The organism is Pseudomonas sp. B1-22 (genome assembly GCF_050474425.1).
Lineage (GTDB): Bacteria > Pseudomonadota > Gammaproteobacteria > Pseudomonadales > Pseudomonadaceae > Pseudomonas.
Genome location: NZ_JBCHVH010000001.1, coordinates 938,697 through 961,865, shown reverse-complemented (window position 1 = coordinate 961,865; position 23,169 = coordinate 938,697). Strand labels below are relative to the sequence as shown.

The following is a 23,169-nucleotide window of genomic DNA, read 5'->3' as shown; positions in this document are numbered from 1 at the left end:
TTTTATTGTCCGCAGGTCAAGAATGGGCGTGGCCTTCCTGTAGGGGCAGACGACGCGGGGGCCCTATCAGGCATCTTTCTCGCAGTTGATCAGCCACGGCACCCCGAAGCGGTCCTCCAGCGAGCCGAACAGCACGGCCCAGAAGGTCTGGTCCAGCGGCATGGTGACCTTGCCGCCCTTGCTCAGGGCATCGAAGATACGCCGGGCTTCGGCCTTGGAGTCGACATTGAGGGTGATCGAGCAACCTTTCACCCCTTCGTACGTACCGCATTGCGGCGAGGCGTCCGACCCCATCAGCACATGGCCGTCCACCTCCAGGCGCACGTGGATGATGCGGTTCTTCATCTCCGCCGGCATGTCTTCGCAGCCCGGCGCATCGGAGAAACGCATCAGCGCCGGCAGCTTGCCGTTCAGCACTTCGGCGTAATAACGGAAGGCTTCCTCGCAGTTACCGTTAAAGGTCAGGTAGGCATTCATCAACATGGCGGTTTCCTCCTATTTCAGGATTTGCGAGCGATCTGCTCGCGGATGCGGTCTTCCTGCTCACGCAGTTCCGGGGTGAATTCGGCGCCGAAATCCTCGGCCTCGAAAATCTGCCGGATCTCGATCTCCGACAGGCCCTCGAAGGGATTGGGGCAACGCCTGACCCAGTCGATGCACTCCTGCAGCGAGGCGGTCTGGAAGATCCAGTAGCCGGCGATCAGCTCCTTGGTTTCGGCGAAGGGACCATCGATGACCGTGCGCGAGGCGCCGTCGAAGCGAACCCGTGCGCCTTTGGAACTGGGCTGCAGGCCTTCACCGGCGAGCATCACGCCGGCCTTGGCCAGCTCCTCGTTGTAGGCCCCCATCGCCGCGAGCAGCTCTTCCTTGGGCATCACGCCGGCTTCGGATTCGGCGGTGGCCTTGACTATCACCATGAAACGCATGGTTTTTCTCCTCTTGTTAGGGTCATCGTGGCGGCCGGGCATTCCCGGTTCCTGACGATTAGTCGAAGGGCGCGCAGCGAATTCGACATCGGCCCGGAAGTTTTTTTCACGGCGCGCGCAGGATGCCTGAGCATAGGCGGGAACGCCGGAAGCGCCCGGCCATCCGGAGGCTCGCGACAAAAGGCGAGAACCACGGCACGCGCTATATGGATGCGGGCATCGGAAATACCGGAGCGTTCACCGAACCCGATGGCAGGTCAGGGCCAGCGACTGGACAGGCCCTCCTCCGCTCCCTAGATTGGAACGTTTTCCCAATACAGGAAGCCTGCCCATGAGCCTGGAATCGGTTCGCGCCTTCTTCGCCGAAAAGGCCCCTGACATCGCCATCATCGAGCTGGAAACCAGCACCGCCACCGTCGCCCTGGCCGCCGAGGCCCACGGCGTGGAGCCGGGCCGCATCGCCAAGACCCTGTCCCTGCGGGTGGGCGAGCGCACGGTCCTGGTGGTCGCCCGTGGCGACGCGCGGCTGGACAACCGCAAGCTCAAGGAGGCCCTGGGCGGCAAGGCCAAGATGCTCGGCGCCGAGGAAGTGGTGGAGCTGACCGGGCATCCGGTGGGCGGCGTCTGCCCGTTCGGGCTGGCTACTCCATTGCAGGTGTATTGCGATGTGTCGTTGCAGGCGTTCGACGAGGTGCTGCCGGCGGCTGGCGCGGTTCACAGCGCGGTGAGGATCGAGCCGCAGCGCCTGGCGGAGCTGGTGGCGGCGGATTGGGTGGATGTTTGTCAGGAATTGGCCTGATTGTTCGACAGCGCCGCCCCTGCAGGAGCGGGCCATGCCCGCGATCCGTGAACGGGCGCATCACGCCAATGCCTACCGGCGATACCGAGCCATCCGCGGGGGATTTCGCGGACAAGGTCCGCTCTTACGGGAGACGTGCGTCGAAGCTGGCCCGCCGCTACAAGGGAATGCCGTGCCATGCGGTTCGCGAGCAAGCTCGCTCCTACGAAGAGCCCAACCGATCCGGCTTTGGCTTTGGCTTTGGCTCTTCGAGACTTCCAGAGAAACGCCCGCGCACTCCGACTGCCCCGTTCAGGAGGCCTCGTTGAAGCGAAGTTTCAGGGGTTGAGCGACATGGATGTCGCGAGAGCTGCGATGGGCCAGGGATGGCCCTTCGCAGCGTGCCCCTGAAACTTCGCTTCAACGAGGGAATTTTTCGCCCCAAGCGAAAAACCGGATGTCCGGGGCAAGACCTTTGCCTCCTTTGGGGCGTTTGCCAAAGGAGGTCGCCCGAGGGGGCGAAACAAGAAGTCCCAGCGCACGCTGAAGCGGCGCGGAACACCGAAATCAAAAGCATCGCGGACAGAGTCCGCTCCTACATTGTTTTTTGGATCCCCGCGTTCGCGGGGATGACGCTCCCTGTTCCAGCACTGTTGCTCCAGCAACACCCACCCAACACTTTGCTGTCCGCCCAGCGTCTCAACTGTTGGACAAAACAATCAAGCCATTGATTTTAAAGGAAATTAATTTCCGGCACAGCTTGTGCAATGACCTGATCAGACAGACCCGAACGCCGGGTCGAATCATCTGCCGAGGTCGCTGTACTGCCATGCCCCCACTCCCCGAATCCGCCCATTACGACATCCGCGAACCCAACGCGCAGCGGATATCCTCCGACGCCGAGGCCATCGAAGTCGCCCACAAGGTCGCCGCCTTCCTGCTTGAAGGCGCCGCCGAGCGCGACCGCAACCGCGAAGTCCCGCCTGAGGTCGTCGAGGTCTACTCCAACAGCGGCCTGTGGGGCATTACCGTGCCCCGCGAGTTCGGCGGCGCCGAGGTGTCCTACGCCACCCTGGCCGAAGTCATCGCCATCATCTCTGCCGCCGACCCGTCGCTGGGGCAGATTCCGCAGAACCACTACTGCCTGCTGGAAGACATCCGCCTGCAGGGCACCGACGAGCAGAAGCGCTTCTTCTTCGACCTCGCGCTCAAGGGCAATCGCTTCGCCAACGCGCTGTCGGAAACCGGCGGCAAGAACGTCCAGGATATCCAGACCCGCCTGCGCCATGACGGCGACAGCGTGCTGATCGATGGCCGCAAGGGCTACTGCACCGGCTCGCTCTACGCCCACTGGATCGGCGTGCTCGGCCTGGACGAGCAGAACAACGCCCAGCTCGCCTTCGTCCCGCGCGGCACGCCCGGGCTGGTGATCGTCGACGACTGGGCCAGCATCGGCCAGCGCACCACCTCCAGCGGCACCGTGCTGGTGGAAGGCCTGCGCGTGCCGGCGTTCAACGTGTTCCCCACACACCGCTCCTATGACGTGCCGACCCTGGCCGGCCCGTTCGCGCAGATCACCACCGCCGCCATCGACGCCGGCATCGCCCGCGCCGCGCTGCGCGACACCATCGCCTTCGTCCGCGAGCAGGCGCGCCCGTGGATCGACGCCGGCGTGGAGAAGGCCAGCGAAGACCCGCTGACCATCATCCAGGTCGGTGAGCTGGGCATCCGCATCGAAGCCGCCGACGCCCTGCTGGAGCGCGCCGGCAAGGTGATGGACGCCGCCCGCCCGGCACCGGACGAGGACAGCGTGGCCCGCGCCTCGGTCGCCGTGGCCAAGGCCAAAGTGCTGACCACCGAGGTCGCCATCGACGCCACGAACAAGCTATTCGAGCTGGGCGGCACCCGCTCCACCCTCGCCCGCCATGCCTTCGACCGCCACTGGCGCAACGCCCGCGTGCACACCCTGCACGACCCGGTGCGCTGGAAGTACCACCTGGTCGGCAACTGGCTGTTGAACGACAAGCGTCCGCCGCGCCACGACTGGAACTGAGGAAGCGCGATGAGCAAGCAGATCCGCCTAAACGCCTTCGCCATGAACTGCGTCGGCCACCTCTCACCCGGCCTCTGGCGCCACCCGCGCGACCAGCAGGCCGCGCGCTACACCGACATCCACTACTGGATCGAGCTGGCGAAAACCCTCGAACGCGGAAAGATCGACGGGCTGTTCCTGGCCGACGTGCTGGGCGTCTATGACGTCTACCACGGCAACGCCGACGCCGCCCTCAGCGCCGGCGCGCAGGTGCCGGCCAACGACCCGCTGCAAATCGTCCCGGCCATGGCCGCGGCCACCGAACACCTGGGTTTCGGCATCACCGCCTCGGTGTCCTTCGAGCACCCGTTCCCCTTCGCCCGGCGCATCTCGACGCTCGACCACCTGACCCGTGGCCGCGCCGGCTGGAACATCGTCACCTCCTACCTCAACAGCGGCGCGCGCAACCTGGGCCTGAAGCAGCAGCTCAACCACCAGCAGCGCTATGCCCTGGCCGAGGAGTACCTGGAGGTCTGCTACAAGCTCTGGGAAGCCAGCTGGGATGACGACGCGGTGGTCGCTGACCGTGCGAGCGGCGTCTACGCCGACCCGCGCAAGGTGCACCCCATCGAGCACAAGGGCGAACACTTCGAGGTGCCCGGCTTCCACCTCAGCCAGCCGTCGCCGCAGCGCACCCCGGTGCTTTACCAGGCCGGCGCGTCGAGCCGTGGCAAGGCGTTCGCCGCCGGTAATGCCGAGTGCGTATTCGTCGCTGCGCCGACCAAACGCATCCTCCGCGACCAGGTAGCCGACCTGCGCCGCCTCGCCGTGGAAGCCGGCCGCCAGCCGGGCGACGTACTGGTGCTGAACCAGCTCACCGTGATCGTCGCGCCGACCGACGCCGGGGCCCTGGCCAAGCTGGAAGACTACCGCCGCTACAGCGACCGCGAAGGCGCCCTGGCGCTGGTCTCCGGCTGGACCGGCATCGACTTCGGCCAGTACGCGCCGGACCAGGTGTTGCGCCACGTACAGAGCGACGCCATCCAGTCCGCGGTGGACGCCTTCAGCGCCGCCGACCCGGAGCGCCAGTGGACTGCCGCCGAGATCGCCGACTACTGCGCCCTGGGCGGCGACGGCCCGCTGCTGGTGGGTTCGCCGCAGACCGTGGCGGACCAGTTGCAGGCCTGGGTCGAGGAAACCGACGTCGACGGCTTCAACCTCTCCAGCCTGGTGGCGCCGGAAACCTTCGTCGACATCGTCGACCTGCTGGTGCCCGAACTGCAGGCGCGCGGGTTGTTCAAGCGCGAGTACGAGCCGGGCACCCTGCGCCACAAGCTGTTCGGCCAGGGCGACCGCCTGCGTGCGCCGCACCGCGCGGCGAAGCTTCGCCGGGGTGAACAGTGATGGACGGCTGGTTCCGCAACCTCGACTGGCACGACCTCGGCCAGGCCTGCCTGGACACCCTCGCCATGCTCGGCGGTGCGCTGGCCTTCACCGTGCTGCTGGGCCTGCCGCTGGGCGTGCTGCTGTACCTCACCGGCAAGCGCCAGCTGCATGCGAAACCCGGCCTGTACCGCACGCTGTCGGTGGTGGTGAACATGCTGCGCTCGCTGCCGTTCATCATCCTGCTGATCGTACTGATCCCGGTCACCACGCTGATCACCGGCACCTCGCTCGGCGTTGCCGGCGCCATTCCGCCGCTGGTGGTGGGCTGCACGCCGTTCTTCGCGCGGCTGGTGGAAACCGCCCTGCGCGAGGTCGACCGCGGCCTGGTGGAAGCCACCCAGGCGATGGGCGCCAGCACCTGGCAGATCATCTGGCACACCCTGCTGCCGGAAGCGCGCACCGGGCTGATCGCCGCCGTCACCGTCACCGCCATCGTGCTGGTGGACTACACCGCGATGTCCGGCGTGATCGGCGGCGGCGGCCTGGGCGACCTGGCCATCCGCTTCGGTTACCAGCGCTTCCAGACCGACGTGATGATCATCACCGTCGCCTTGCTGATCCTGCTGGTGCAGGCCCTGCAGATGAGCGGCGACCGCCTCGTCGCGCGCTACACGAGGCGCTGAACTCCCCGCCCACTCCCCGCCCGGGAGCGGCACTTGCGATCCAGCCGCCGGCAGCCGGCCCCGCTGCCACCAAGGCCCCACGTCCACCCCACGACGGCCCACCCCAACTGTTCAAGGAGCAACACCCATGAAAAAGGCCATCGCCATCCTGGCAGCCGTCGTCGCCTTCTCCGCCCACGCGGGGGAGAAACTCGTGGTCGGCGCCACCCCGGTGCCCCACGCCGAGATCCTCGAGTTCGTCAAACCGGAACTGGCCAAGGAAGGCGTCGACCTGGACATCAAGGTCTTCACCGACTTCATCCAGCCCAACCTGCAGCTCGCGCAGAAGAACCTCGACGCCAACTACTACCAGTACCGCCCCTTCCTCGACGACTTCAACAAGACCCGCCACACCGACCTGGTGCCGGTGGTGGGCATCCACATCGAGCCCTTCGGCGCCTACTCCACCAAGTACAAATCCCTCGCCGAGCTGCCCGACGGCGCCAGCGTGGCCATCCCCAACGACCCGGTGAACACCGGCCGCGCCCTGGTGCTGCTGGCCGAGAATGGCCTGATCAAGCTCAAGGACCCGACCAACCCGCAGTCCACCGAGCGCGACATCACCGACAACCCCAAGCACCTGAAGATCCGTGAGCTGGAAGGCGCCCTGCTGGCCCGTGCGGTGAAGCAGGTGGACCTGGCGTTCGTCTTCGCCAACTACGCGCTGGAAGCCGGGATCGATATCAAGAGCGCGCTGATCGTGGAGAAAGGCAAGGACCTCTACGCCGAGTTCCTCGTCGCCCGCCCGGACAACATCCAGGACCCGGGCATCCAGAAGCTGGCCAAGGCACTGAATTCGCCGGAAGTCCGCCAGTTCATCCTGACCCGCTACAAGGGTGAGATCGCTCCGGCGTTCTAAGCGCCGTGCGTCAACTGTAGGAGCGAGGGGGACGCCTAGTCCTTGCTCGCGAACCTTTCGCCCCGCAGCGGGGTTCGTTCGCGAGCAAGCTCGCTCCTACGAAGAGCTCCCCAGGAAAGGAATTCCCTGCTGCACAACCTCAGGTAACCGCATGACCAACGAATCCGCACCCAAGGACCTTCGTGACCAGGCGCCCCGGCTACTCCCGGCGCGCCGCATCGACAACGACGCCCAGGCCCTCTCCGCCGCCCACGAAGTGGCCCGCCTGGCGAAACCCGGAGCCGCCGCCCGCGACCGCGAGCGCGCCCTGCCCTGGCGCGAGCTGGAGCACTTCACCGCCCTCGGCCTGGGCGGCATCAGCATCCCCCGCGAGTACGGCGGCGCGCAGGTCTCCTACGCCACCGTGGCCGAAGTCTTCCGCGTAATCTGCGCCGCCGATCCGGCGCTGGGGCAGATTCCGCAGAACCAGTTCGGCCTGCTCAACGTCATCGACAACGTCGCCAGCGACGCGCAGAAGCGCGTGCTGTTCGGCGGCGTACTGGGCGGCCGGCGCATCGGCAATGCCGGCCCCGAACGCAACACCCGCAACACTCTCGAACTCAAGGCACGGCTGGTTCGCGACGGCGAACACTTCCGCGTCAGCGGCGAGAAGTTCTATTCCACCGGCGCGCTGTTCGCCCACTGGGTCGCGGTGAAGGCCATCGACGAAGAAGGCCGTGCGGTGATGGGCTTCGTCGAGCGCGGCGTGGAAGGCCTGCGCATCGTCGACGACTGGTCCGGCTTCGGCCAGCGCACCACCGCCAGCGGCACCGTGTTGCTGGACAACGCGCCCGTCGCCGGTTCGCTGGTGATCCACAACGGCCGCCTCGCCGACGTACCGAATGTCCAGGGCGCCGTCTCGCAACTGATCCAGGCTGCCATCGATGCCGGCATCGCGGCGAACGCCCTGGAAGACGCCATCGACTTCATCCGCACACGCACCCGGCCCTTCATCGACGCGAAGGTCGAGCACGCCAGCGAAGAGCATTTCACCGTCGCCGAGATCGGCCGCCTGCAGGTTGAACTGCACGCCGCCGAGGCGCTGCTGGAGCGCGCCGGCCATGTGCTCGACGAGGTCAGCGCGCGGCCCATCGACGACGAGTCCGCCGCCCGCGCCTCCATCGCCGTGGCCGAGGCCAAGGTGCTGACCACCGAGATCAGCCTGGCCGCCAGCGAGAAGCTCTTCGAGCTGGCCGGCAGCCGCGCCACGCTCGCCGAATTCAACCTCGACCGCCACTGGCGCAACGCCCGCGTGCACACCCTGCACGACCCGGTGCGCTGGAAGGTCCAGGCGGTCGGCGCCTACCACCTCAACGGCGCCCGTCCGGCGCGTCATTCCTGGATCTGAGGAGCGCCGATGAACAGCCTCGTACACTCTCCCCTGCAGAGCAGCCCCATCCACATCATCCGCAGCGACGACGAAGCCCTCGACGTCGCCCGCGCGCTGGCCGCCGACTTCCGCGAAGGCGCCATCGCCCGCGATAGAGAGCGCCGCCTGCCCTGGGAAGAACTGGAACGCTTCAGCCGCTCCGGCCTGTGGGGCATCACCGTGCCCCGCGAGCATGGCGGCGCTGGGGTTTCCCGCGTCACGGTGGCGCGCGTGATCGCCATCATCTCCGCCGCCGACGGCTCGCTGGGGCAAATTCCGCAGAACCATTTCTACGCCGTCGAACTGCTGCGGGTGAACGGCAGCGAGGAGCAGAAAGCCCGCCTGTTCGCCGAAGTGCTGGCCGGCGTGCGCTTCGGCAATGCGCTGGCGGAAATCGGTACGCGTACCGCCCACGACCGCACCACCCGCCTCAAGCGCGAAGGCGGCCAGCTGCGCATTCACGGCCGCAAGTTCTACTGCACCGGCGCGCTCTACGCGCAGCGCATTCCAACACTGGTGATCGATGACGAGGGCATCCAGCAGTTCGCCTTCATCCCACGCGACGCCAAGGGCGTGGAAGTAATCGACGACTGGTCCGGCTTCGGCCAGCGCACCACCGGCAGCGGAAGCGTGGTATTTGATGGAGCACCCGTGAGCGAGGACGACATCGTGCCGTTCCAGAGCGCCTTCGAGCGCCCGACCACCGTCGGCCCTTTCGCGCAGATCCTGCATGCCGCCATCGATGTCGGCATCGCCCGTGGAGCCTACGAGGACGCGCTTGCGTTCCTGCGCGAGAAGGCGCGGCCGTGGATCGATTCGGGCGTGGACAAGGCCAGCGACGACCCGCTGGCGATCAATGAAATCGGCCGCCTGGCGATCCGCCTGCACGCCGCCGAAGCGCTGCTGGATCGCTCGGGCCGCGTGCTCGACGCCGCCACCGCCGAACCGACCGCCGAGAGCGTCGCCGCCGCCTCCATCGCCGTGGCCGAGGCGCGGGCGATCACCACCGAGGTCTCGTTGCTGGCGGGCTCCAAGCTGATCGAACTGGGCGGCAGCCGCGCCAGCCTCGCCGAGCTGGGCCTGGACCGCCACTGGCGCAACGCCCGCGTGCACACCCTGCACGACCCGGCGCGCTGGAAGTACTTCGCGGTGGGCAACTACTACCTCAACGACCAGCTGCCGCCGCGCCGGGGGACGATCTGATGCTCCACATCGTGCGCCAACAAAAGCCCCTCACCCTAACCCTCTCCCGCACGCGGGAGAGGGGACCGTTCGGTGCAGGGAGAAACCACAGCATCAGCCGGCACGGCCTGCTCCCTCTCCCTCCGGGAGAGGGCTGGGGTGAGGGGAAAACGCTCGCGCCAGTCGTCCCCGGAATCAGCGACGTAGGGCGCATAACGCCTACGGCGTTATCCGCCATTGCGGCGGATAACCCGTTCCGGGTTATTCGCCCCACCGGTGCCGCAGTGCAGTTACCAAGCCGCACGTGCAAGGACTTCCCATGAGCCAGAAGCAGATTCTACTCAACGCCTTCAGTATGAATTGCGTCGGCCACATCAATCACGGCCTGTGGACCCACCCGCGCGACCGCTCCAGCGACTTCAACAAGCTCAGCCACTGGACCGACCTCGCCCGTCTGCTGGAGAAGGGCCTGTTCGACGGCCTGTTCCTCGCTGACATCCTCGGCGTCTACGACGTCTACCAGAACGGCATTGAACTGACCGCGAAGGAAGCCATCCAGCTGCCGGTGAACGACCCGCTGATGCTGGTTTCGGCCATGGCCGGCGCGACAGAGCACCTGGGCTTCGGCGTCACCGCCAACCTCACCTACGAGGCGCCCTACCCGTTCGCCCGCCGGCTTTCGACGCTGGACCACCTGAGCGATGGCCGCATCGGCTGGAACATCGTCACCGGCTACCTGGAAAGCACCGCCCGCGCCATGGGCCAGGAGCGGCAGATCGACCACGACCGCCGCTACGACCGCGCCGACGAGTACCTGGAGGTGCTCTACAAGCTCTGGGAAGGCAGCTGGGAAGACGACGCCGTAATCGCCGACCGCCAGCGTCGCGTCTACGCGCAGCCGGGCAAGGTGCACAAGGTCCGTCACCACGGCGAGTTCTTCGACGTCGAGGGTTATCACCTCAGCCAGCCGTCGCCGCAACGCACGCCGTTGCTGTTCCAGGCCGGCGCGTCCAATCGCGGGCTGGCATTCGCCGCGCGCCATGCCGAGTGCGTGTTCGTCTCGGCGCAGACCCGCGAAGCCACCCGCGTGCTGGTGGAGCGCATCCGCCAGGCAGCCGTGGATGCCGGTCGCCGCGCGGACGACATCAGGGTGTTCATGGGCATCAACGTCATCGTCGCGCCGACCGAAGCCGAGGCCCGCGACAAGCTCGCCGAATACCGCCGCTTCGCCAGTGCCGAGGCAGGCCTTGCGCACTTCGCCAGCACCACCGGCATCGACTTCTCGCGCTACGCGCTGGACGAGCCGATCCGCTACGAGAAGACCAACGCCATCGAGTCCGCCACCAAGGCCCTGACCGTCGCCCGCACCGACGCCACCGTGCGCCAGCTGCTGGAACAGCTCGCCCTCGGCGGGCGCTACACCACGCTGGTGGGCGACCCCGTGCAAGTGGCCGATGAGCTACTGGGCTGGATCAACGAGGCCGGCCTCGACGGCTTCAACCTCACCCGCACCGTGGAGCCGGAAAGCTACGCCGACTTCATCGACCTCGTGGTGCCCGAACTGCAGAACCGCGGCGCCTACAAGACCGCCTACGCGGACGGCACCCTGCGGGAAAAACTCTTCGGCGCCGGCCGCGCCCGACTGCCCGCACGGCACGTCGGCGCGAGCTTCCGCCAGGCAACCGCCACTGGAGCGACTCCAGCCTTCTCTCTTTAAAAGGCCATCAAGGCCTGAAACCCATAAGGATTCGTTGCCATGCATGCACGCTTCAAGCTCACCCTCGGCCTATCCCTGAGCCTCCTCGCCGCCGGCCTCGCCCAGGCGGCCGATACCCTGCGCCTGGGCACCACCGCCGCCTTCGCCCCGCCGCTGGAAGTGGCGGTGAAGGAAGCCGCCCAGCAGGGCCTGAAGGTCGAGCTGGTGGAGTTCACCGACTGGAACGCGCCGAACATCACCCTCGACCACGGCGACATCGACGCCAACTACTTCCAGCACACGCCCTTCCTGGAGAACGCCAACCGCGAGGGCGGCCTGCACCTGAAGGCCTTCGCGCCGGGGATCATCAACAACGTCGGCCTGTACTCGACCAAGTACAAGGCCATCGCCGACCTGCCCGACGGCGCCAAGGTCGCCATCGCCAACGACCCGATCAATGGCGGCCGCGGCCTGCAGCTGCTGCAGAAGGCCGGGCTGCTCAAGCTCAAGGACGGCGTGGGCTACAAGGCGACCCTGGACGACATCGTGGCCAACCCCAGGCACATCCAGATCATCGAGCTGGAGGCCGTGCAGCTGGTGCGCGCGCTGGACGACGTCGACCTCGCCCAGGGCTACCCGCACTACATCCGCCTGGCCGGGACCATCGACCCGAGCAGCGCGCTGCTGTTCGACGGCATCGAGAACAAGGAATACGTCATCCAGTTCGTCACCCGTGACGACTTCAAGGACCCGGACGGCCGGCTGAAGAAATTCGTCGATCTCTACCAGCACTCGCCGCAGGTCCGCGCCGCCCTGGACAAGGCCCACGGCTCGCTCTACCAGCCGGGCTGGAATTAATCACGACGCCCCTTGTAGGAGCGGGCCATGCCCGCGATCGCGCCCATGGGGCGCTCCTACAGGTAGCGCACCCAGACTCAACGAACAGGCCCCCACCATGGTCAGCTTCAACCGCAATCTCGAACTCGCCACCCAGCACATCGCCCTGCGCGGCCTGGGCAAGACCTATGCCGGCCACCACGGCCCGGTGGAGGCGCTCAGCGACATCGAACTCTCCGTCCGCCGTGGCGAAGTGTTCGGCATCATCGGCCGCAGCGGTGCCGGCAAGAGCTCGCTGATCCGCACCCTCAACCGCCTGGAGCAACCCAGCGTCGGCCAGGTGCTGATCGACGGCGAGGACATCGGTACCTTCGACTCCCAGCAACTGGTCGGCCTGCGCCGTCGCGTCGGCATGATCTTCCAGCACTTCAACCTGATGTCGGCCAAGACCGTCGCGCAGAACATCGCCCTGCCCCTGCGCGTGGCCGGCGTGCCCAAGGCGCGCATCGCCGAGCGGGTGGACGAACTGCTGCAACTCGTCGGGCTGGAAGACAAGCGCCACGCCTACCCGGCGCAGCTCTCCGGCGGGCAGAAGCAGCGCGTCGGCATTGCCCGCGCGCTGGTGCACCAGCCGGAAATCCTGCTCTGCGACGAAGCGACCTCGGCGCTGGACCCGGAGAGCACCCAGGCCATCCTCGCGCTGCTGCGCGACATCAACCGCCGCCTGGGCCTGACCATCGTGCTGATCACCCACGAGATGGCGGTGATCCGCGAAATCTGCGACCGCGTGGTGGTGCTCGAACGCGGGCGCATCGTCGAGCACGGCGAGGTCTGGGAGGTCTTCGGCAATCCGCAGCACGAGGTCAGCCGCACCCTCCTCGGTTCGCTGCAGCAGCACCTGCCGCCGGACCTGCTGGCGCGCCTGGAGCATCCTTCAGACAACGAAGTCATCCTCGACCTGCACTACACCGGCGTGCGCGAACAGGAGCCGGACCTGCTGGCCATCGCCCAGGCCCTGGGCAGCCGTATCAGCCTGCTGCACGGCAGTATCGAGCGCATCCAGGGCCGCGCCCTCGGCCGCCTGCTGCTGAGCGTCGCCGCGCCCGCCGCCAGCGCCCCGCAACTACTCGAACGCGCCCGCGATGTCGCCGACCGCCTGGAGGTGCTCACCCATGCCTGATCGCCTGCTGCAAGGCCTGCTCGACACCCTGCTGATGATCGGCGCGTCCTCCGCCATCGTCTTCCTGGTGGGCATCCCGCTGGCCCTGGTGCTGGTCACCACCGGCCCCGGCGGGATCTTCCAGGCGCGCCTGGTCAACCAGGGCCTGGGCAGCGTGGTCAACGTGCTGCGCTCGATCCCGTTCCTGATCCTGATGGTCGCGCTGATCCCCTTCACCCGGCTGATCGTCGGCACCAGCTACGGCGTGTGGGCGGCGGTGGTGCCGCTGACCATCGCCGCCACGCCGTTCTTCGCGCGCATCGCCGAGGTCAGCCTGCGCGAGGTCGACCACGGGCTGATCGAAGCGGCACAGGCCATGGGCTGCCAGCCCCGCCACGTCATCTGGAACGTGCTGCTGCCCGAGGCGCGGCCGGGCATCGTCGCCGGCTTCACCATCACCCTGGTGACCATGATCAACTCCTCGGCCATGGCCGGCGCGATCGGTGCCGGCGGCCTGGGCGACCTGGCCTACCGCTACGGCTACCAGCGCTTCGACACCCAGGTGATGCTCACCGTGATCATTCTGCTGGTGGCGCTGGTGACCCTGATCCAGTTCGGCGGCGACCGCCTGGCGCGCTGGCTCAACAAGCGCCTGTGACGTTCGTCGGCTGAGTCGGGCGCAGCCCTGCGGCCCGGTGGGTTGCGTCTACCCTGACAACACACCCGCCCCTCCGTGCTCCGGCACAGTTCGTGGATGCGTGGCGTCCCTATCCACGAAGGTCCGCTCGCGAGGTGTTCGTCATGGCCAATCCCCTGTCCACCCTGGGTATCGTGCATACCGCCATCAGCCTGGTGCCGCTGGTCGCCGGGTTGTGGGCATTCTACCAGGCGGGCCGCATCGAGCCGCGCAGTCCCGCGGGGCGCTGGTACGTCGTCGGGATGATCCTCGGCGTACTGACGGCTTTCGGCCTGTCCAGCACTGGCGGCTTCAACGCCGGGCACGCCATCGGCATCCTCTGCCTGCTCGCCCTGGCGGTGGGCAGCTACGCACAACGGATCAGCGCCCTCGGCGGACTGGGCGAATACCTGGCAACGGCGGCGATGAGCTTCAGTTTCTTCCTGATGATGATCCCCACCCTCAACGAATCGCTGTCCCGCCTGCCCCCCGCCAACCCCATCGGCCACGGCCCGGACTCGCCACCCGTGCAGACGGCGGTACTGATCGCGCTGCTCCTGTTCGTCCTCGGCGTGCTCTACCAGTTCTACAGCATCCACCGCCGTCGCATGCCGCCGGCCCGTCCGGCGCACTGACTGTGCCGGCTCTTTCTGCACGATCCGCCGGGAACGCTGGTGAACGTGCTGGAGCACACCGGCCAAGGATCTCCGCCTTGCCGCCAACCCCACGGGCAACTAGGGTGAAACCACCCGCAAACGGCGCGTGCAACAGCAGGTGATCCCGCCATGTCCCTCGTACTGTTTGGTCATCCCTTCTCGTCGTATACCCAGAAAGTCCTGATCGCCCTGTACGAGAACGACATACCCTTCGAATTCCGCTGCCTCGGCCAGGACACCCCGGAACACTCCAAGGAATGGCTGAGCCTGTGGCCGCTGGCCAAGTTCCCGGTGCTGCTGGACGGCGAGCGCAGCATCGCCGAGTCGAGCATCATCATCGAGTACCTGCAGCTCACCCAGGGCGGCGCGCAGCGCTGGCTGCCCGAAGAGCCGATGGCGGCCTTGCAGGTGCGCTTCCTCGATCGCTTCTTCGATCTTCACGTGATGAGCCCGGTGCAGCATGCCGTCTCCGGCGCCCTGACCGGCGATGCGGGCAAGCGCCAGGATGGCTTGACGGTCGCCAGCCAACGGCTCGAACTCGCCTACCGCTGGCTGGAGAACCACCTGACCGCCAGCGATGCCTGGGCCAGCGGCGACGACTTCACCCTCGCCGACTGCGCGGCGGCGCCGGCGCTGTTCTACGCCGACTGGACCCACCGCATCAGCGACGCCTACCCGATGCTGCGGGCATACCGCGCGCGCCTGCTGGCGCGCCCTTCGTTCGCCCGCGCGGTCGACGAGGCCCGCCCCTACCGCCCGCTGTTTCCCCTCGGCGCGCCGAAAAGGGACTGACGGCCGGCGCTCCGACCGTCACGTGGTTGCCCCCGCACGGCAATTCTGCTGGGATGCCGGTTCCCCCGTCTGCAAGAGAAACGCCCATGGCCTCCTACGAGGAACTTTTCTCCATCGGTGAAGGCTTCGATGCCTTCGTCGCCCACGGACTGCTGGACGAGATCACTGGAGTGCGCGTGGTACAGGCCAGACTGACCGCAGCCGATGCCGTCAGCGCCACCACCCGCCAGCGCATCCAGGCCGTGTCGCGGCGCTATCACCTGCTGGTGGCCGGGGAAATGTGGTGCCCGGACTGCCAGATCAACGTCACCGTGATGGACTACCTGCAACGCACCCAGCCACTCATCGACCTCGCGGTGATCACCAAGGGCCGCGCCGAGGACGACCTGCGCGAGCGGCTGGCGCTCGATCGCATCCCGATCCCGGTGGTGGCGGTGCTGGATGAGCGCTTCGAGCTGGTCGGCCGTTTCATCGAACGCCCGCAGGTGGTCATAGACGGCGGCGATGCGCTGAAGCCGGACTACCGCGCCGGGCAATACCTGGAAGACACCCTGACCGACCTGCTGGACATCATCGAAGCCGCCGAAGGCCGCGCCTGATCCCCCGCACCTCGGCGCCCGGCTGTCCCGTTCGCGGACAGCCGCCCATCCCCCGCTTCGCCACCCAGTGAACTCCTGGCGCCTGTCGGCTGTCTGTCAGCTGTCGGCCCACCTGGGCGGGACGCATGGCACTTGGCCATTTGACGCAGGATCGCGTCAGTTCCCGCCCTGTTCATAACAACTTTCCGGGCCGTCGTTTTCACTCCCGCTTGCCGGGTTTGTTCCTATCGCCATGTGAAGATGAACCATGTCCCTGACTCGCCCGCTCGCTCTCCGTGTTTCCTCCCTCCAGACCCGTGCCCTGGGCGCCTGCCTGCTCGGTGGCCTGCTGGTGACCACGCTGCCGGCCCTGGCCGAGGAGGCGCCCGGTAACAGCCGCTGGGTGAACGACAGCCTGACCACCTACGTGCGCAGCGGCCCGACCGATGGCTACCGCATCGTCGGCACCCTTGTCTCCGGGCAGAAGGTCGAGCTGGTGAGCACCCAGGGCGACTACAGCCAGGTGCGCAGCGAGAGCGGCAACACGGTGTGGATTCCCAGCCGCGACCTGCAGGACAAGCCCGGCCAGGCCGAGCGCCTGCCGCAACTGGAACAGAAGGTGGCCGAGCTGAGCAGCCAGCTCGACGGCATCAACGACAGCTGGAAGACCCGCGTGCAAGGCATGCAGGAAACCCTGGACACGCGCAAGAAACTGATCGACGAACTGCAGGCCGCGCGCACCTCGCTGGACAAGGAGCTGAGCCAGGCGCGCTCCGACCTGCGCGCGGTGCAGGCGCAACTGGGCGACGAGAACAAGCAGGTGCTGATGCGCTACATGGCCTACGGCGGCAGCATCGCCGGCGCCGGGCTGCTGGCCGGCCTGATCCTGCCGACCCTGCTGCGCGTACGCCGCAAGCGCAACGACCAGTGGATCTGACCCGTTCCCGGCTTCACCACCCGCGCCATCCGCGGGTGGTCGCCGCTTTTCACTCTTCCAGGTGACAGACGCAACACAGCTTGTTGCCGTCCAGGTCACGCACGTAGGCGCCGTAGTAGGTCGGCGAATAATTCAGGCGCAGCCCCGGCCCACCTTCGTCGACACCGCCCAGCTCCAACGCACGCCGGTGGAAGGCATCCACCTGCGCGCGGGTGCGCGCCTCGAACGCCACCAGGCTGCCATTGCCGACACTGGCCGGGCGCCCGTCGATGGGCACGTACACGCAAAACGCGATGTCGCTGTCCGGATGGGTGAAGACCGCGCGCTCCGGGTTGTGCCGGTGCGCCAGCAGGCCGATGCCCAGGGGTTCGAGGATGCGCTGGTAGAACGCGATGGCCCGCTGCAGGTCGGCGGTCCCGACGGTGATGTGGCTGAACATCGCTGAAATCCTCGCTGCGGCGGCCTGGCGGCTCACACCCCGTCCTGAACTATAGCCACGCGCCGCCCGGCATCGGCGGCGCCCGGACGGACGTCAGTTGCCGGCGTGGGCGCGCTCGATGGCCGCCATGTCGAGCTTCTTCATCCCCATCACCGCCTGCAGGGTGCGCGAAGCCTTCACCGGGTCGGGGTCGGCCACCATGTCGCCGACATGCCGCGGGCAGATCTGCCAGGACACCCCGAAGCGATCCTTCAGCCAGCCGCACATCTGCGACTCCTCAGGCCCGCCGGCGGAGAGCTTGTCCCAGAAGTGGTCGATCTCCTTCTGGCTGTCGCAGAACACCTGCAGCGAGATTGCCTCGTTGAAGGTGAAGGCGGGCCCGCCGTTCAGGGCAATGAACGTCTGGCCATCGAGCACGAACTCAACCGTCAGTACCGAGCCGGGCTCACCGCCGTGGCGGTCCTTTTCCGCCTCGGGGTAATAGCTGGTCTGGACGATCCGCGAATGGGGGAAGATGCCGGTGTAGAACTCGGCGGCATCCTTGGCCTTGCCGTTGAACCACAGGCAGGGGCTGATGCGTTGCAGGCTGGACATGGTGAGTCTCCTGATTCTGGCGCGGTCGGTATGACCGGCATGCAGCTTGGTCGCCTGGGCGACGACGGAATCGACAAGTCTAGGCTGACTTTCCCGCAACGCCGGACGACCGGTCGGGTAGCCAGTGCGAGCCCAGCACATCGGGCTCGCCCAGCAACTGCGTCAACCAGTGCATGAACACCCGCACCCGCTGCGGCAGATGGCGATGGGCGTAGAGCAGCGAAATGTCCATGGGCGGCAGCGGCACCGACTCCAGCACCTGCACCAGACGCCCCGCATCCAGGTCGTCCTGCACGCCGTGCAGCGGCACCTGGATCAGCCCCAGCCCGCCCATGCAGGCGCTTTCGTAGGCCTCGGCATTGTTCACCGACAACGCCCCGGCCATCGGCAGGCTAAACGTCTCGCCGTTCTGCAGGTATTCGAAGCCCACCGGTCGCGCGCCCAGCACACTGACGTAATGGATCAGCCGGTGCCCCGCCAGGTCGGCAAGACTCTGCGGCACGCCATGGGTCGCCAGGTACGCGGGACTGGCGCAGGTGACCTGGGGCGAGCGGCCCAGCAGGCGCGCCACCAGCGACGGATCGCTGACCGCGCCGACCCGCACCACGCAGTCGAAGCCTTCGCGCACCAGGTCGACACGGCGATCGGTGCAGCTCACCTCCAGCTCCAGCGCCGGATGCCGCGCGAGGAATTCGCCCAGGCGCGGCATCACCAGCTTGCGCGCCATCACCGTCGGCATGTCCACCCGCAGCCGCCCGGTCAGTGCCTCGTCCTGTTGTCGGAACAGGCCCTGCAATTCGTCCAGCTGGGCCAGCATGTCCTTGCTGCGTTCGTAGAGCACCAGGCCGTCCTGGGTTGCCGTGACCCTGCGCGTGGTGCGCTGCAGCAGACGGGTGCCGAGCAGGGTTTCGAGGGACTGGATGTGCTCGGACACCGTGGAACGCGGCAGGCCGAGCTGCTCGCCGGCCTGGGTGAAGCTGGCCAGTTCGGTGACGCGGACGAAGGTGCGCAGCAGCTCGGGACGGATCATGGCGGTGGGTCGCTCTTGTTCGGACTATTGTTCGGAAGCTCCGACCAGTATTTCCGAAACCAGCAGATTTATCACCACGACAGCGAACAATAAGCTCTCTCCATCCCACCTCAACCGGAGCTTCGCCATGACCCGCAAGATCGCCCTCATCACCGGTGCCAGCCGTGGCCTCGGCCGCAACGCCGCCCTGCACCTCGCCGCTGCCGGCATCGACATCATCGGCACCTACCGCAGCCAGGCCGACGAAGCCCGCGCGGTGGTCGCCGAGATCGAGAAGCACGGCGGCCGCGCCCTGATGCTGCCGCTGGACGTGGCCGACAGCGCCAGCTTCGACGCCTTCGCCCAGCAAGTGCGCGACGGCTTGCGCAGCACCTTCGGCCGTGAGCGCTTCGACTTCCTGCTGAACAACGCCGGCATCGGCATCCACGCCGCCTTCGCCGAGACCACCGAGGCGCAGTTCGACCAGTTGCTGAACATCCAGCTCAAGGGCCCCTTCTTCCTCACCCAGAAACTGCTGCCGCTGATTGAAGACGGTGGGCGCATCCTCAACGTTTCCACCGGCCTGACCCGCTTCGCCCTGCCCGGCTACGCCGCCTACGCGGCCATGAAGGGCGCAATGGAAGTGCTGACCAAGTACCAGGCCAAGGAATTGGGCGCGCGCGGCATCGGCGTGAACATCATCGCCCCCGGCGCAATCGAGACCGACTTCGGCGGCGGCCTGGTGCGCGACAACGCCGAGATCAACCGGCAGATCGCCAGCAACACCGCACTGGGCCGCGTCGGCCTGCCGGACGACATCGGCGGCGCCATCGCCGCGCTGTTCTCCGACGGCAGCCGCTGGATCAACGGCCAGCGCGTGGAAGCCTCGGGCGGCATGTTCCTCTGAGCCGTGCATCGCTCCCGCCCCGCGCGGGAGCGATGCACCCGCGAAACCATCGCCAGCATTGGCCCGGTCGGCGCGGGCAGCTAACATCCTGCGGTCGCCCTTTTCAGACTTTCAGGATTCCCCATGAACACCGCCCTGCTGATCATCGACGTGCAGTCCGACCTCTGCTCCGGCAGCAACCCCTGCTTCGATATCGACAACGTGCTGCAGCGCATCAACGGCATGAGCCGTGCGGCACGCGAGGCCGGCGTGCCGGTGGTGCTGATCCAGCACGAAGACAGCGACCTGCCCTACCAGAGCGAAGCCTGGCAACTGGAGCCGCGCCTGCTGACCGGCGAAGGCGACCTCAAGGTCCGCAAGACCACCCCGGACTCCTTCCTGCGCACCGAGCTGGCCGACCTGCTGCAGGCGCGCGATATCGGGCACCTGGTGATCTGCGGCCTGCAGAGCGACTACTGCGTCGACACCACCACCCGTCGCGCCCTCGCCCAGGGTTATGCAGTGACCCTGGTGCGCGACGCCCACTCCACGGTGGACAACGCCGTGCTCAGCGCCGCACAGATCAGCGCCCACCACAACGCCGTGCTGGGCAGCATCAGCAGCTTCGGCCAGCGCGCCCAGGTCATTCCCGCCGCCGACGTGCGCTTCTGATCAGCAGGCGTATCGCCGGGAGAACGCCATGAACTTCGACTGGAACGACATCCCGATCCTGCTCGCCCTGGCCCGCCACGGCAGCCTGAGCGCCGCCGGCCGCGCGCTCGGCGTCGATCCCTCGACCATGAGCCGGCGCCTGGTGGCGGCCGAAACGTCACTGCAGACGCGCCTGTTCATCCGCGACAACGCCGGCTACAAGCCCACCGACGCCGGCGAGGCCTTCCTCGCCTACGGCGAGCGCATCCTCGGCGACGTGCAGAGCATGCTGCTGGAGACCCGCAACGAGGCCAGCGCCATCACCGGCTCGGTGCGCCTGACGTCAATCGACTTCCTGTTCAGCCACTGGCTGGTGCAGCACATGCCGCAGCTGGCGCGCACCTACCCGAACCTGCAACTGCAACTGGTCCCGGCCAACCGCTCGCTGTCCTTCACCCGCCGCGAGGCCGACTTCGCCCTGCGCCTGGCGCGCCCGCAGGAGGACGCCGCACTGGTGATGCGCAAGGTCGCCGACATCGGTTTCTCGGTGTACGCCGCCACGGCGCTCGCCGAGCTGCCGCCGCAGGACTGGCCGCAGCAGCCCTGGCTGGCCTATGGCGAAGAGCTCGACGACACCCCGGAAATGCAGTGGCTGCGTCACTTCGCCCCCAGCGCCAGCTATGCGCTGCGCGCCAGCAGCGTGACCACCCTCACCCACGCCTGCGAAACCGGCCTGGGCATGGCCCTGCTGCCGTGCATCCTCGGCGAGCGCAACGGTCTGGTGCGCCTGACCGGCCCGGTGGTGGCGCGGGAAATCTGGCTGCTCAGCCACCGCGACGCCGGCCGCATCGGCCGCTTCCAGGCGGTGAGCGACTGGCTGCGCGACATCTTCGACCAGGATGCGGCGCAGTTCAGCGGCGAGAACCTGGCCTGCCGCGACATCGGCTGCGCGCCGTTCGAGCCGACGCACCGCTAGGGCCTGGACTGGAGGATGCGCGGGGACTCGCCGGTCGACATCGGCGCCGGGCTGCTCGTCGCGGCCATGACGGCTGGTCTGTGAGAAGTGCGCAAAAGGAAGGAAAGCGCGGGCCCTGAGGCCCGCGCAGAGTCATCATCAGAAGGCGAAGCAGGAACAGCCGAAGGCGCCCCAGAAGCCCTGGAAGTCACTCACCGGCACACTCGATTGGCGTGCCCGCTCGTGGCTGTGGCCATGCACGCCGCAGGAGCCGGCGCACTGGTGCACGGCGCGTTGCAGCGGCGCCTGCGGGCGCCAGTGCCCCGGCACCTTGGCCACCGGCGACCAGTCCGGCAGCACCGGCAGCGCGGTCGGTGCCTGGCGCTCGAAGTCGCCGCTGCCAAACACCACCCGGCCGTCGACCACGGTGAGCACCGACTCGATGGTCTTGATCTCCTCCTCCGGCACGCTGAAGTAGTCCGCCGAGAGCACCGCGACGTCGGCCATCTGGCCCACCTTGATCATGCCCTTCTTGCCCTGCTCGTTGGAGAACCAGGCGCTGCCGTGGGTGTACAGCTCCAGCGCGGTGGCGCGGGACAGCCCCTCGGGGTAAAGCGCCATGCCGCCCACAGTCCTGCCGCTGACCATCCAGTACAGCGAGGTCCAGGGGTTGTAGCTGGAGACACGGGTGGCGTCGGTGCCGGCGCCCACCGGCACGCCCTCGGAGAGCATGCGCTTGATCGGTGGGGTCATCTCGGCGGCCTGCTTGCCGTAGCGGTCGACGAAGTATTCGCCCTGGAAGGCCATGCGGTCCTGGATGGCGATGCCGCCGCCCAGCGCCCTCACCCGCTCGATGTTCTTCGGCGAAATGGTCTCGCAGTGGTCGAAGAACCAGTGCAGGCCGTTGAACGGGATATCGCGGTTGACCTTCTCGAACACGTCGAGCATGCGCGAGATGGATTCGTCGTAGGTGGCGTGCAGGCGGAACGGCCAGCGTTGCTCCACCAGGTGGCGCACCACCGGTTCCAGCTCGGCCTCCATGGTGCCGGGCAGGTCCGGGCGCGGTTCGAGGAAGTCCTCGAAGTCGGCGGCGGAGAACACCAGCATCTCGCCGGCGCCGTTGTGGCGCAGGAAGTCGCTGCCCTGGCCGTAGGTGACGCTGCTGGTCCAGTTCTTGAAGTCGGCCAGCTCTTCCTTGGGCTTCTGGGTGAACAGGTTGTAGGCGATGCGCACGGTGAGCTGGTCGTCCTTCTCCAGCTGCTGGATCACCTGGTAGTCGTCCGGGTAGTTCTGGAAGCCGCCGCCGGCGTCGATGGCACTGGTGACGCCCAGGCGGTTCAGCTCGCGCATGAACTGGCGGGTGGAGTTGACCTGGTATTCGAACGGCAGCTTCGGTCCCTTGGCCAGGGTCGCATAGAGGATCATCGCGTTGGGCCGGGCGATCAGCATGCCGGTGGGGTCGCCGTTGCTGTCGCGGACGATCTCGCCGCCGGGCGGGTTCGGCGTGTCCTTCGTGTAACCCACCACCCGTAGCGCGGCGCGGTTGAGCAGCGCGCGGTCATACAGGTGGAGGACGAACACCGGGGTGTCCGGCGCCGCCTGGTTGAGCTCTTCAATCGTCGGCATGCGCCGTTCGGCGAACTGGAATTCGTTCCAGCCGCCCACCACCCGCACCCATTGCGGCGAGGGCGTGCGCAGGGCCTGCTCCTTGAGCATGCGCAGGGCGTCGGCCAGGGACGGCACACCTTCCCAACGCAGCTCCAGGTTGTAGTTCAGGCCACCGCGAATCAGGTGCAGGTGCGAGTCGTTGAGACCGGGAATCACCGTGCGCCCTTTCAGGTCGATGACGCGGGTGGCGCCGCCACGCATGGCCATGGCTTCGGCATCGGTGCCCACGGCGATGAACTTGCCATCGGCAATGGCCACGGCGGTGGCGCTGGGCTTTTCGCGATCGACCGTGTGGAAGCGGCCGTTGGTCAGGATCAGGTCGGCATTCATGGAAATGCTCCTC

The 23,169-nt window shown here is 67.3% G+C and carries 24 protein-coding genes; 18 read left to right on the top strand and 6 right to left on the bottom strand.

Annotated elements, in window-relative coordinates; genetic code table 11:
- Positions 1 to 66 precede the first annotated feature (66 nt).
- Both ACQ5BL_RS04545 and ACQ5BL_RS04540 read right to left on the bottom strand, forming a co-directional pair.
- Positions 67 to 483 (bottom strand): VOC family protein, encoded by a 417-nt coding sequence (locus ACQ5BL_RS04545; protein ID WP_243804844.1) that lies wholly within the window; start codon positions 481 to 483, stop codon positions 67 to 69.
- 17 nt (positions 484 to 500) lie between these two features.
- A complete protein-coding gene (locus tag ACQ5BL_RS04540) occupies positions 501 to 926 on the bottom strand; it encodes a YciI family protein (protein WP_243804845.1) in 426 nt (141 codons plus the stop codon).
- A gap of 331 nt (positions 927 to 1,257) precedes the next feature.
- Between ACQ5BL_RS04540 and ACQ5BL_RS04535 the strand changes: the two genes are divergently transcribed.
- From ACQ5BL_RS04535 to ACQ5BL_RS04465, 15 genes are all read left to right on the top strand, one after another.
- Complete coding sequence (locus ACQ5BL_RS04535) at positions 1,258 to 1,725, top strand: YbaK/EbsC family protein (protein WP_243804846.1); 468 nt, start codon at positions 1,258 to 1,260, stop codon at positions 1,723 to 1,725.
- Between the two features lie 808 nt (positions 1,726 to 2,533).
- Positions 2,534 to 3,757, top strand: a complete 1,224-nt coding sequence (locus tag ACQ5BL_RS04530; RefSeq protein WP_243804847.1) for an SfnB family sulfur acquisition oxidoreductase — start codon at positions 2,534 to 2,536, stop codon at positions 3,755 to 3,757.
- 9 nt (positions 3,758 to 3,766) lie between these two features.
- On the top strand, positions 3,767 to 5,140 hold the full coding sequence (locus tag ACQ5BL_RS04525; protein WP_243804848.1) for an LLM class flavin-dependent oxidoreductase: 1,374 nt from the start codon (positions 3,767 to 3,769) through the stop codon (positions 5,138 to 5,140).
- Positions 5,140 to 5,805 carry a methionine ABC transporter permease gene (locus ACQ5BL_RS04520; protein ID WP_243804849.1) on the top strand — a complete coding sequence of 222 codons (666 nt, stop codon included), beginning with the start codon at positions 5,140 to 5,142 and terminating at the stop codon, positions 5,803 to 5,805. The genes ACQ5BL_RS04525 and ACQ5BL_RS04520 overlap by 1 nt, the downstream gene beginning before the upstream one ends.
- A 127-nt stretch (positions 5,806 to 5,932) precedes the next feature.
- Positions 5,933 to 6,703 carry a MetQ/NlpA family ABC transporter substrate-binding protein gene (locus tag ACQ5BL_RS04515; RefSeq protein WP_243804850.1) on the top strand — a complete coding sequence of 257 codons (771 nt, stop codon included), beginning with the start codon at positions 5,933 to 5,935 and terminating at the stop codon, positions 6,701 to 6,703.
- A gap of 151 nt (positions 6,704 to 6,854) precedes the next feature.
- Complete coding sequence (locus tag ACQ5BL_RS04510) at positions 6,855 to 8,090, top strand: SfnB family sulfur acquisition oxidoreductase (RefSeq protein WP_243804851.1); 1,236 nt, start codon at positions 6,855 to 6,857, stop codon at positions 8,088 to 8,090.
- Between the two features lie 9 nt (positions 8,091 to 8,099).
- A complete protein-coding gene (locus ACQ5BL_RS04505; RefSeq protein WP_243804852.1) occupies positions 8,100 to 9,314 on the top strand; it encodes an SfnB family sulfur acquisition oxidoreductase in 1,215 nt (404 codons plus the stop codon).
- A 298-nt stretch (positions 9,315 to 9,612) separates the two neighbouring features.
- Positions 9,613 to 11,010, top strand: a complete 1,398-nt coding sequence (locus ACQ5BL_RS04500) for an LLM class flavin-dependent oxidoreductase (RefSeq protein WP_243804853.1) — start codon at positions 9,613 to 9,615, stop codon at positions 11,008 to 11,010.
- A 39-nt stretch (positions 11,011 to 11,049) separates the two neighbouring features.
- A complete protein-coding gene (locus ACQ5BL_RS04495) occupies positions 11,050 to 11,847 on the top strand; it encodes a MetQ/NlpA family ABC transporter substrate-binding protein (protein ID WP_430292790.1) in 798 nt (265 codons plus the stop codon).
- A gap of 97 nt (positions 11,848 to 11,944) precedes the next feature.
- Complete coding sequence (locus ACQ5BL_RS04490) at positions 11,945 to 13,006, top strand: methionine ABC transporter ATP-binding protein (protein ID WP_430292789.1); 1,062 nt, start codon at positions 11,945 to 11,947, stop codon at positions 13,004 to 13,006.
- On the top strand, positions 12,969 to 13,643 hold the full coding sequence (locus tag ACQ5BL_RS04485) for a methionine ABC transporter permease (protein WP_243804856.1): 675 nt from the start codon (positions 12,969 to 12,971) through the stop codon (positions 13,641 to 13,643). The genes ACQ5BL_RS04490 and ACQ5BL_RS04485 overlap by 38 nt, the downstream gene beginning before the upstream one ends.
- A 143-nt stretch (positions 13,644 to 13,786) precedes the next feature.
- Complete coding sequence (locus tag ACQ5BL_RS04480) at positions 13,787 to 14,296, top strand: hypothetical protein (protein ID WP_243804857.1); 510 nt, start codon at positions 13,787 to 13,789, stop codon at positions 14,294 to 14,296.
- A gap of 150 nt (positions 14,297 to 14,446) precedes the next feature.
- Positions 14,447 to 15,109, top strand: a complete 663-nt coding sequence (locus ACQ5BL_RS04475; protein ID WP_243804858.1) for a glutathione S-transferase family protein — start codon at positions 14,447 to 14,449, stop codon at positions 15,107 to 15,109.
- An 86-nt stretch (positions 15,110 to 15,195) separates the two neighbouring features.
- On the top strand, positions 15,196 to 15,708 hold the full coding sequence (locus ACQ5BL_RS04470) for a thioredoxin family protein (RefSeq protein WP_243804859.1): 513 nt from the start codon (positions 15,196 to 15,198) through the stop codon (positions 15,706 to 15,708).
- Between the two features lie 247 nt (positions 15,709 to 15,955).
- On the top strand, positions 15,956 to 16,624 hold the full coding sequence (locus tag ACQ5BL_RS04465; RefSeq protein ID WP_243804860.1) for a TIGR04211 family SH3 domain-containing protein: 669 nt from the start codon (positions 15,956 to 15,958) through the stop codon (positions 16,622 to 16,624).
- Between the two features lie 49 nt (positions 16,625 to 16,673).
- Here ACQ5BL_RS04465 and ACQ5BL_RS04460 read toward each other — a convergent pair whose 3' ends face one another.
- From ACQ5BL_RS04460 to ACQ5BL_RS04450, 3 genes are all read right to left on the bottom strand, one after another.
- Positions 16,674 to 17,063 (bottom strand): VOC family protein, encoded by a 390-nt coding sequence (locus ACQ5BL_RS04460; RefSeq protein WP_243804861.1) that lies wholly within the window; start codon positions 17,061 to 17,063, stop codon positions 16,674 to 16,676.
- Positions 17,064 to 17,156: 93 nt separating this feature from the next.
- Complete coding sequence (locus ACQ5BL_RS04455) at positions 17,157 to 17,657, bottom strand: VOC family protein (protein WP_243804862.1); 501 nt, start codon at positions 17,655 to 17,657, stop codon at positions 17,157 to 17,159.
- A 79-nt stretch (positions 17,658 to 17,736) separates the two neighbouring features.
- Entirely contained in the window at positions 17,737 to 18,687 is a 951-nt protein-coding gene (locus tag ACQ5BL_RS04450; protein WP_243804863.1) for a LysR family transcriptional regulator, read from the bottom strand.
- Positions 18,688 to 18,814: 127 nt separating this feature from the next.
- Here ACQ5BL_RS04450 and ACQ5BL_RS04445 point away from each other — a divergent pair, with 127 nt between their 5' ends.
- The 3 genes from ACQ5BL_RS04445 (at position 18,815) to ACQ5BL_RS04435 (ending at position 21,179) form a co-directional block, all read left to right on the top strand.
- Positions 18,815 to 19,573: an SDR family NAD(P)-dependent oxidoreductase gene (locus ACQ5BL_RS04445; protein ID WP_430292788.1), complete on the top strand. Its 759-nt coding sequence runs from the start codon at positions 18,815 to 18,817 to the stop codon at positions 19,571 to 19,573.
- Positions 19,574 to 19,696: 123 nt separating this feature from the next.
- Positions 19,697 to 20,224, top strand: coding sequence for a cysteine hydrolase family protein (locus tag ACQ5BL_RS04440; RefSeq protein ID WP_243804865.1), 528 nt, complete (start codon positions 19,697 to 19,699; stop codon positions 20,222 to 20,224).
- A gap of 28 nt (positions 20,225 to 20,252) precedes the next feature.
- Positions 20,253 to 21,179: a LysR family transcriptional regulator gene (locus ACQ5BL_RS04435; RefSeq protein ID WP_207882980.1), complete on the top strand. Its 927-nt coding sequence runs from the start codon at positions 20,253 to 20,255 to the stop codon at positions 21,177 to 21,179.
- A 138-nt stretch (positions 21,180 to 21,317) separates the two neighbouring features.
- On the opposite strand, the gene ACQ5BL_RS04430 is transcribed toward ACQ5BL_RS04435, so the two are convergent.
- Complete coding sequence (locus ACQ5BL_RS04430) at positions 21,318 to 23,156, bottom strand: amidohydrolase (protein WP_243804866.1); 1,839 nt, start codon at positions 23,154 to 23,156, stop codon at positions 21,318 to 21,320.
- Positions 23,157 to 23,169 lie beyond the last annotated feature (13 nt).

What these genes read in the sequence shown, in the direction of transcription:
- ACQ5BL_RS04545 (WP_243804844.1), bottom strand. Translation starts at nt 483, where the DNA reads ATGTTGATGAATGCCTACCTGACCTTTAACGGTAACTGCGAGGAAGCC.
- ACQ5BL_RS04540 (WP_243804845.1), bottom strand. Translation starts at nt 926, where the DNA reads ATGCGTTTCATGGTGATAGTCAAGGCCACCGCCGAATCCGAAGCCGGC.
- ACQ5BL_RS04535 (WP_243804846.1), top strand. Translation starts at nt 1,258, where the DNA reads ATGAGCCTGGAATCGGTTCGCGCCTTCTTCGCCGAAAAGGCCCCTGAC.
- ACQ5BL_RS04530 (WP_243804847.1), top strand. Translation starts at nt 2,534, where the DNA reads ATGCCCCCACTCCCCGAATCCGCCCATTACGACATCCGCGAACCCAAC.
- ACQ5BL_RS04525 (WP_243804848.1), top strand. Translation starts at nt 3,767, where the DNA reads ATGAGCAAGCAGATCCGCCTAAACGCCTTCGCCATGAACTGCGTCGGC.
- ACQ5BL_RS04520 (WP_243804849.1), top strand. Translation starts at nt 5,140, where the DNA reads ATGGACGGCTGGTTCCGCAACCTCGACTGGCACGACCTCGGCCAGGCC.
- ACQ5BL_RS04515 (WP_243804850.1), top strand. Translation starts at nt 5,933, where the DNA reads ATGAAAAAGGCCATCGCCATCCTGGCAGCCGTCGTCGCCTTCTCCGCC.
- ACQ5BL_RS04510 (WP_243804851.1), top strand. Translation starts at nt 6,855, where the DNA reads ATGACCAACGAATCCGCACCCAAGGACCTTCGTGACCAGGCGCCCCGG.
- ACQ5BL_RS04505 (WP_243804852.1), top strand. Translation starts at nt 8,100, where the DNA reads ATGAACAGCCTCGTACACTCTCCCCTGCAGAGCAGCCCCATCCACATC.
- ACQ5BL_RS04500 (WP_243804853.1), top strand. Translation starts at nt 9,613, where the DNA reads ATGAGCCAGAAGCAGATTCTACTCAACGCCTTCAGTATGAATTGCGTC.
- ACQ5BL_RS04495 (WP_430292790.1), top strand. Translation starts at nt 11,050, where the DNA reads ATGCATGCACGCTTCAAGCTCACCCTCGGCCTATCCCTGAGCCTCCTC.
- ACQ5BL_RS04490 (WP_430292789.1), top strand. Translation starts at nt 11,945, where the DNA reads ATGGTCAGCTTCAACCGCAATCTCGAACTCGCCACCCAGCACATCGCC.
- ACQ5BL_RS04485 (WP_243804856.1), top strand. Translation starts at nt 12,969, where the DNA reads ATGTCGCCGACCGCCTGGAGGTGCTCACCCATGCCTGATCGCCTGCTG.
- ACQ5BL_RS04480 (WP_243804857.1), top strand. Translation starts at nt 13,787, where the DNA reads ATGGCCAATCCCCTGTCCACCCTGGGTATCGTGCATACCGCCATCAGC.
- ACQ5BL_RS04475 (WP_243804858.1), top strand. Translation starts at nt 14,447, where the DNA reads ATGTCCCTCGTACTGTTTGGTCATCCCTTCTCGTCGTATACCCAGAAA.
- ACQ5BL_RS04470 (WP_243804859.1), top strand. Translation starts at nt 15,196, where the DNA reads ATGGCCTCCTACGAGGAACTTTTCTCCATCGGTGAAGGCTTCGATGCC.
- ACQ5BL_RS04465 (WP_243804860.1), top strand. Translation starts at nt 15,956, where the DNA reads ATGTCCCTGACTCGCCCGCTCGCTCTCCGTGTTTCCTCCCTCCAGACC.
- ACQ5BL_RS04460 (WP_243804861.1), bottom strand. Translation starts at nt 17,063, where the DNA reads ATGTTCAGCCACATCACCGTCGGGACCGCCGACCTGCAGCGGGCCATC.
- ACQ5BL_RS04455 (WP_243804862.1), bottom strand. Translation starts at nt 17,657, where the DNA reads ATGTCCAGCCTGCAACGCATCAGCCCCTGCCTGTGGTTCAACGGCAAG.
- ACQ5BL_RS04450 (WP_243804863.1), bottom strand. Translation starts at nt 18,687, where the DNA reads ATGATCCGTCCCGAGCTGCTGCGCACCTTCGTCCGCGTCACCGAACTG.
- ACQ5BL_RS04445 (WP_430292788.1), top strand. Translation starts at nt 18,815, where the DNA reads ATGACCCGCAAGATCGCCCTCATCACCGGTGCCAGCCGTGGCCTCGGC.
- ACQ5BL_RS04440 (WP_243804865.1), top strand. Translation starts at nt 19,697, where the DNA reads ATGAACACCGCCCTGCTGATCATCGACGTGCAGTCCGACCTCTGCTCC.
- ACQ5BL_RS04435 (WP_207882980.1), top strand. Translation starts at nt 20,253, where the DNA reads ATGAACTTCGACTGGAACGACATCCCGATCCTGCTCGCCCTGGCCCGC.
- ACQ5BL_RS04430 (WP_243804866.1), bottom strand. Translation starts at nt 23,156, where the DNA reads ATGAATGCCGACCTGATCCTGACCAACGGCCGCTTCCACACGGTCGAT.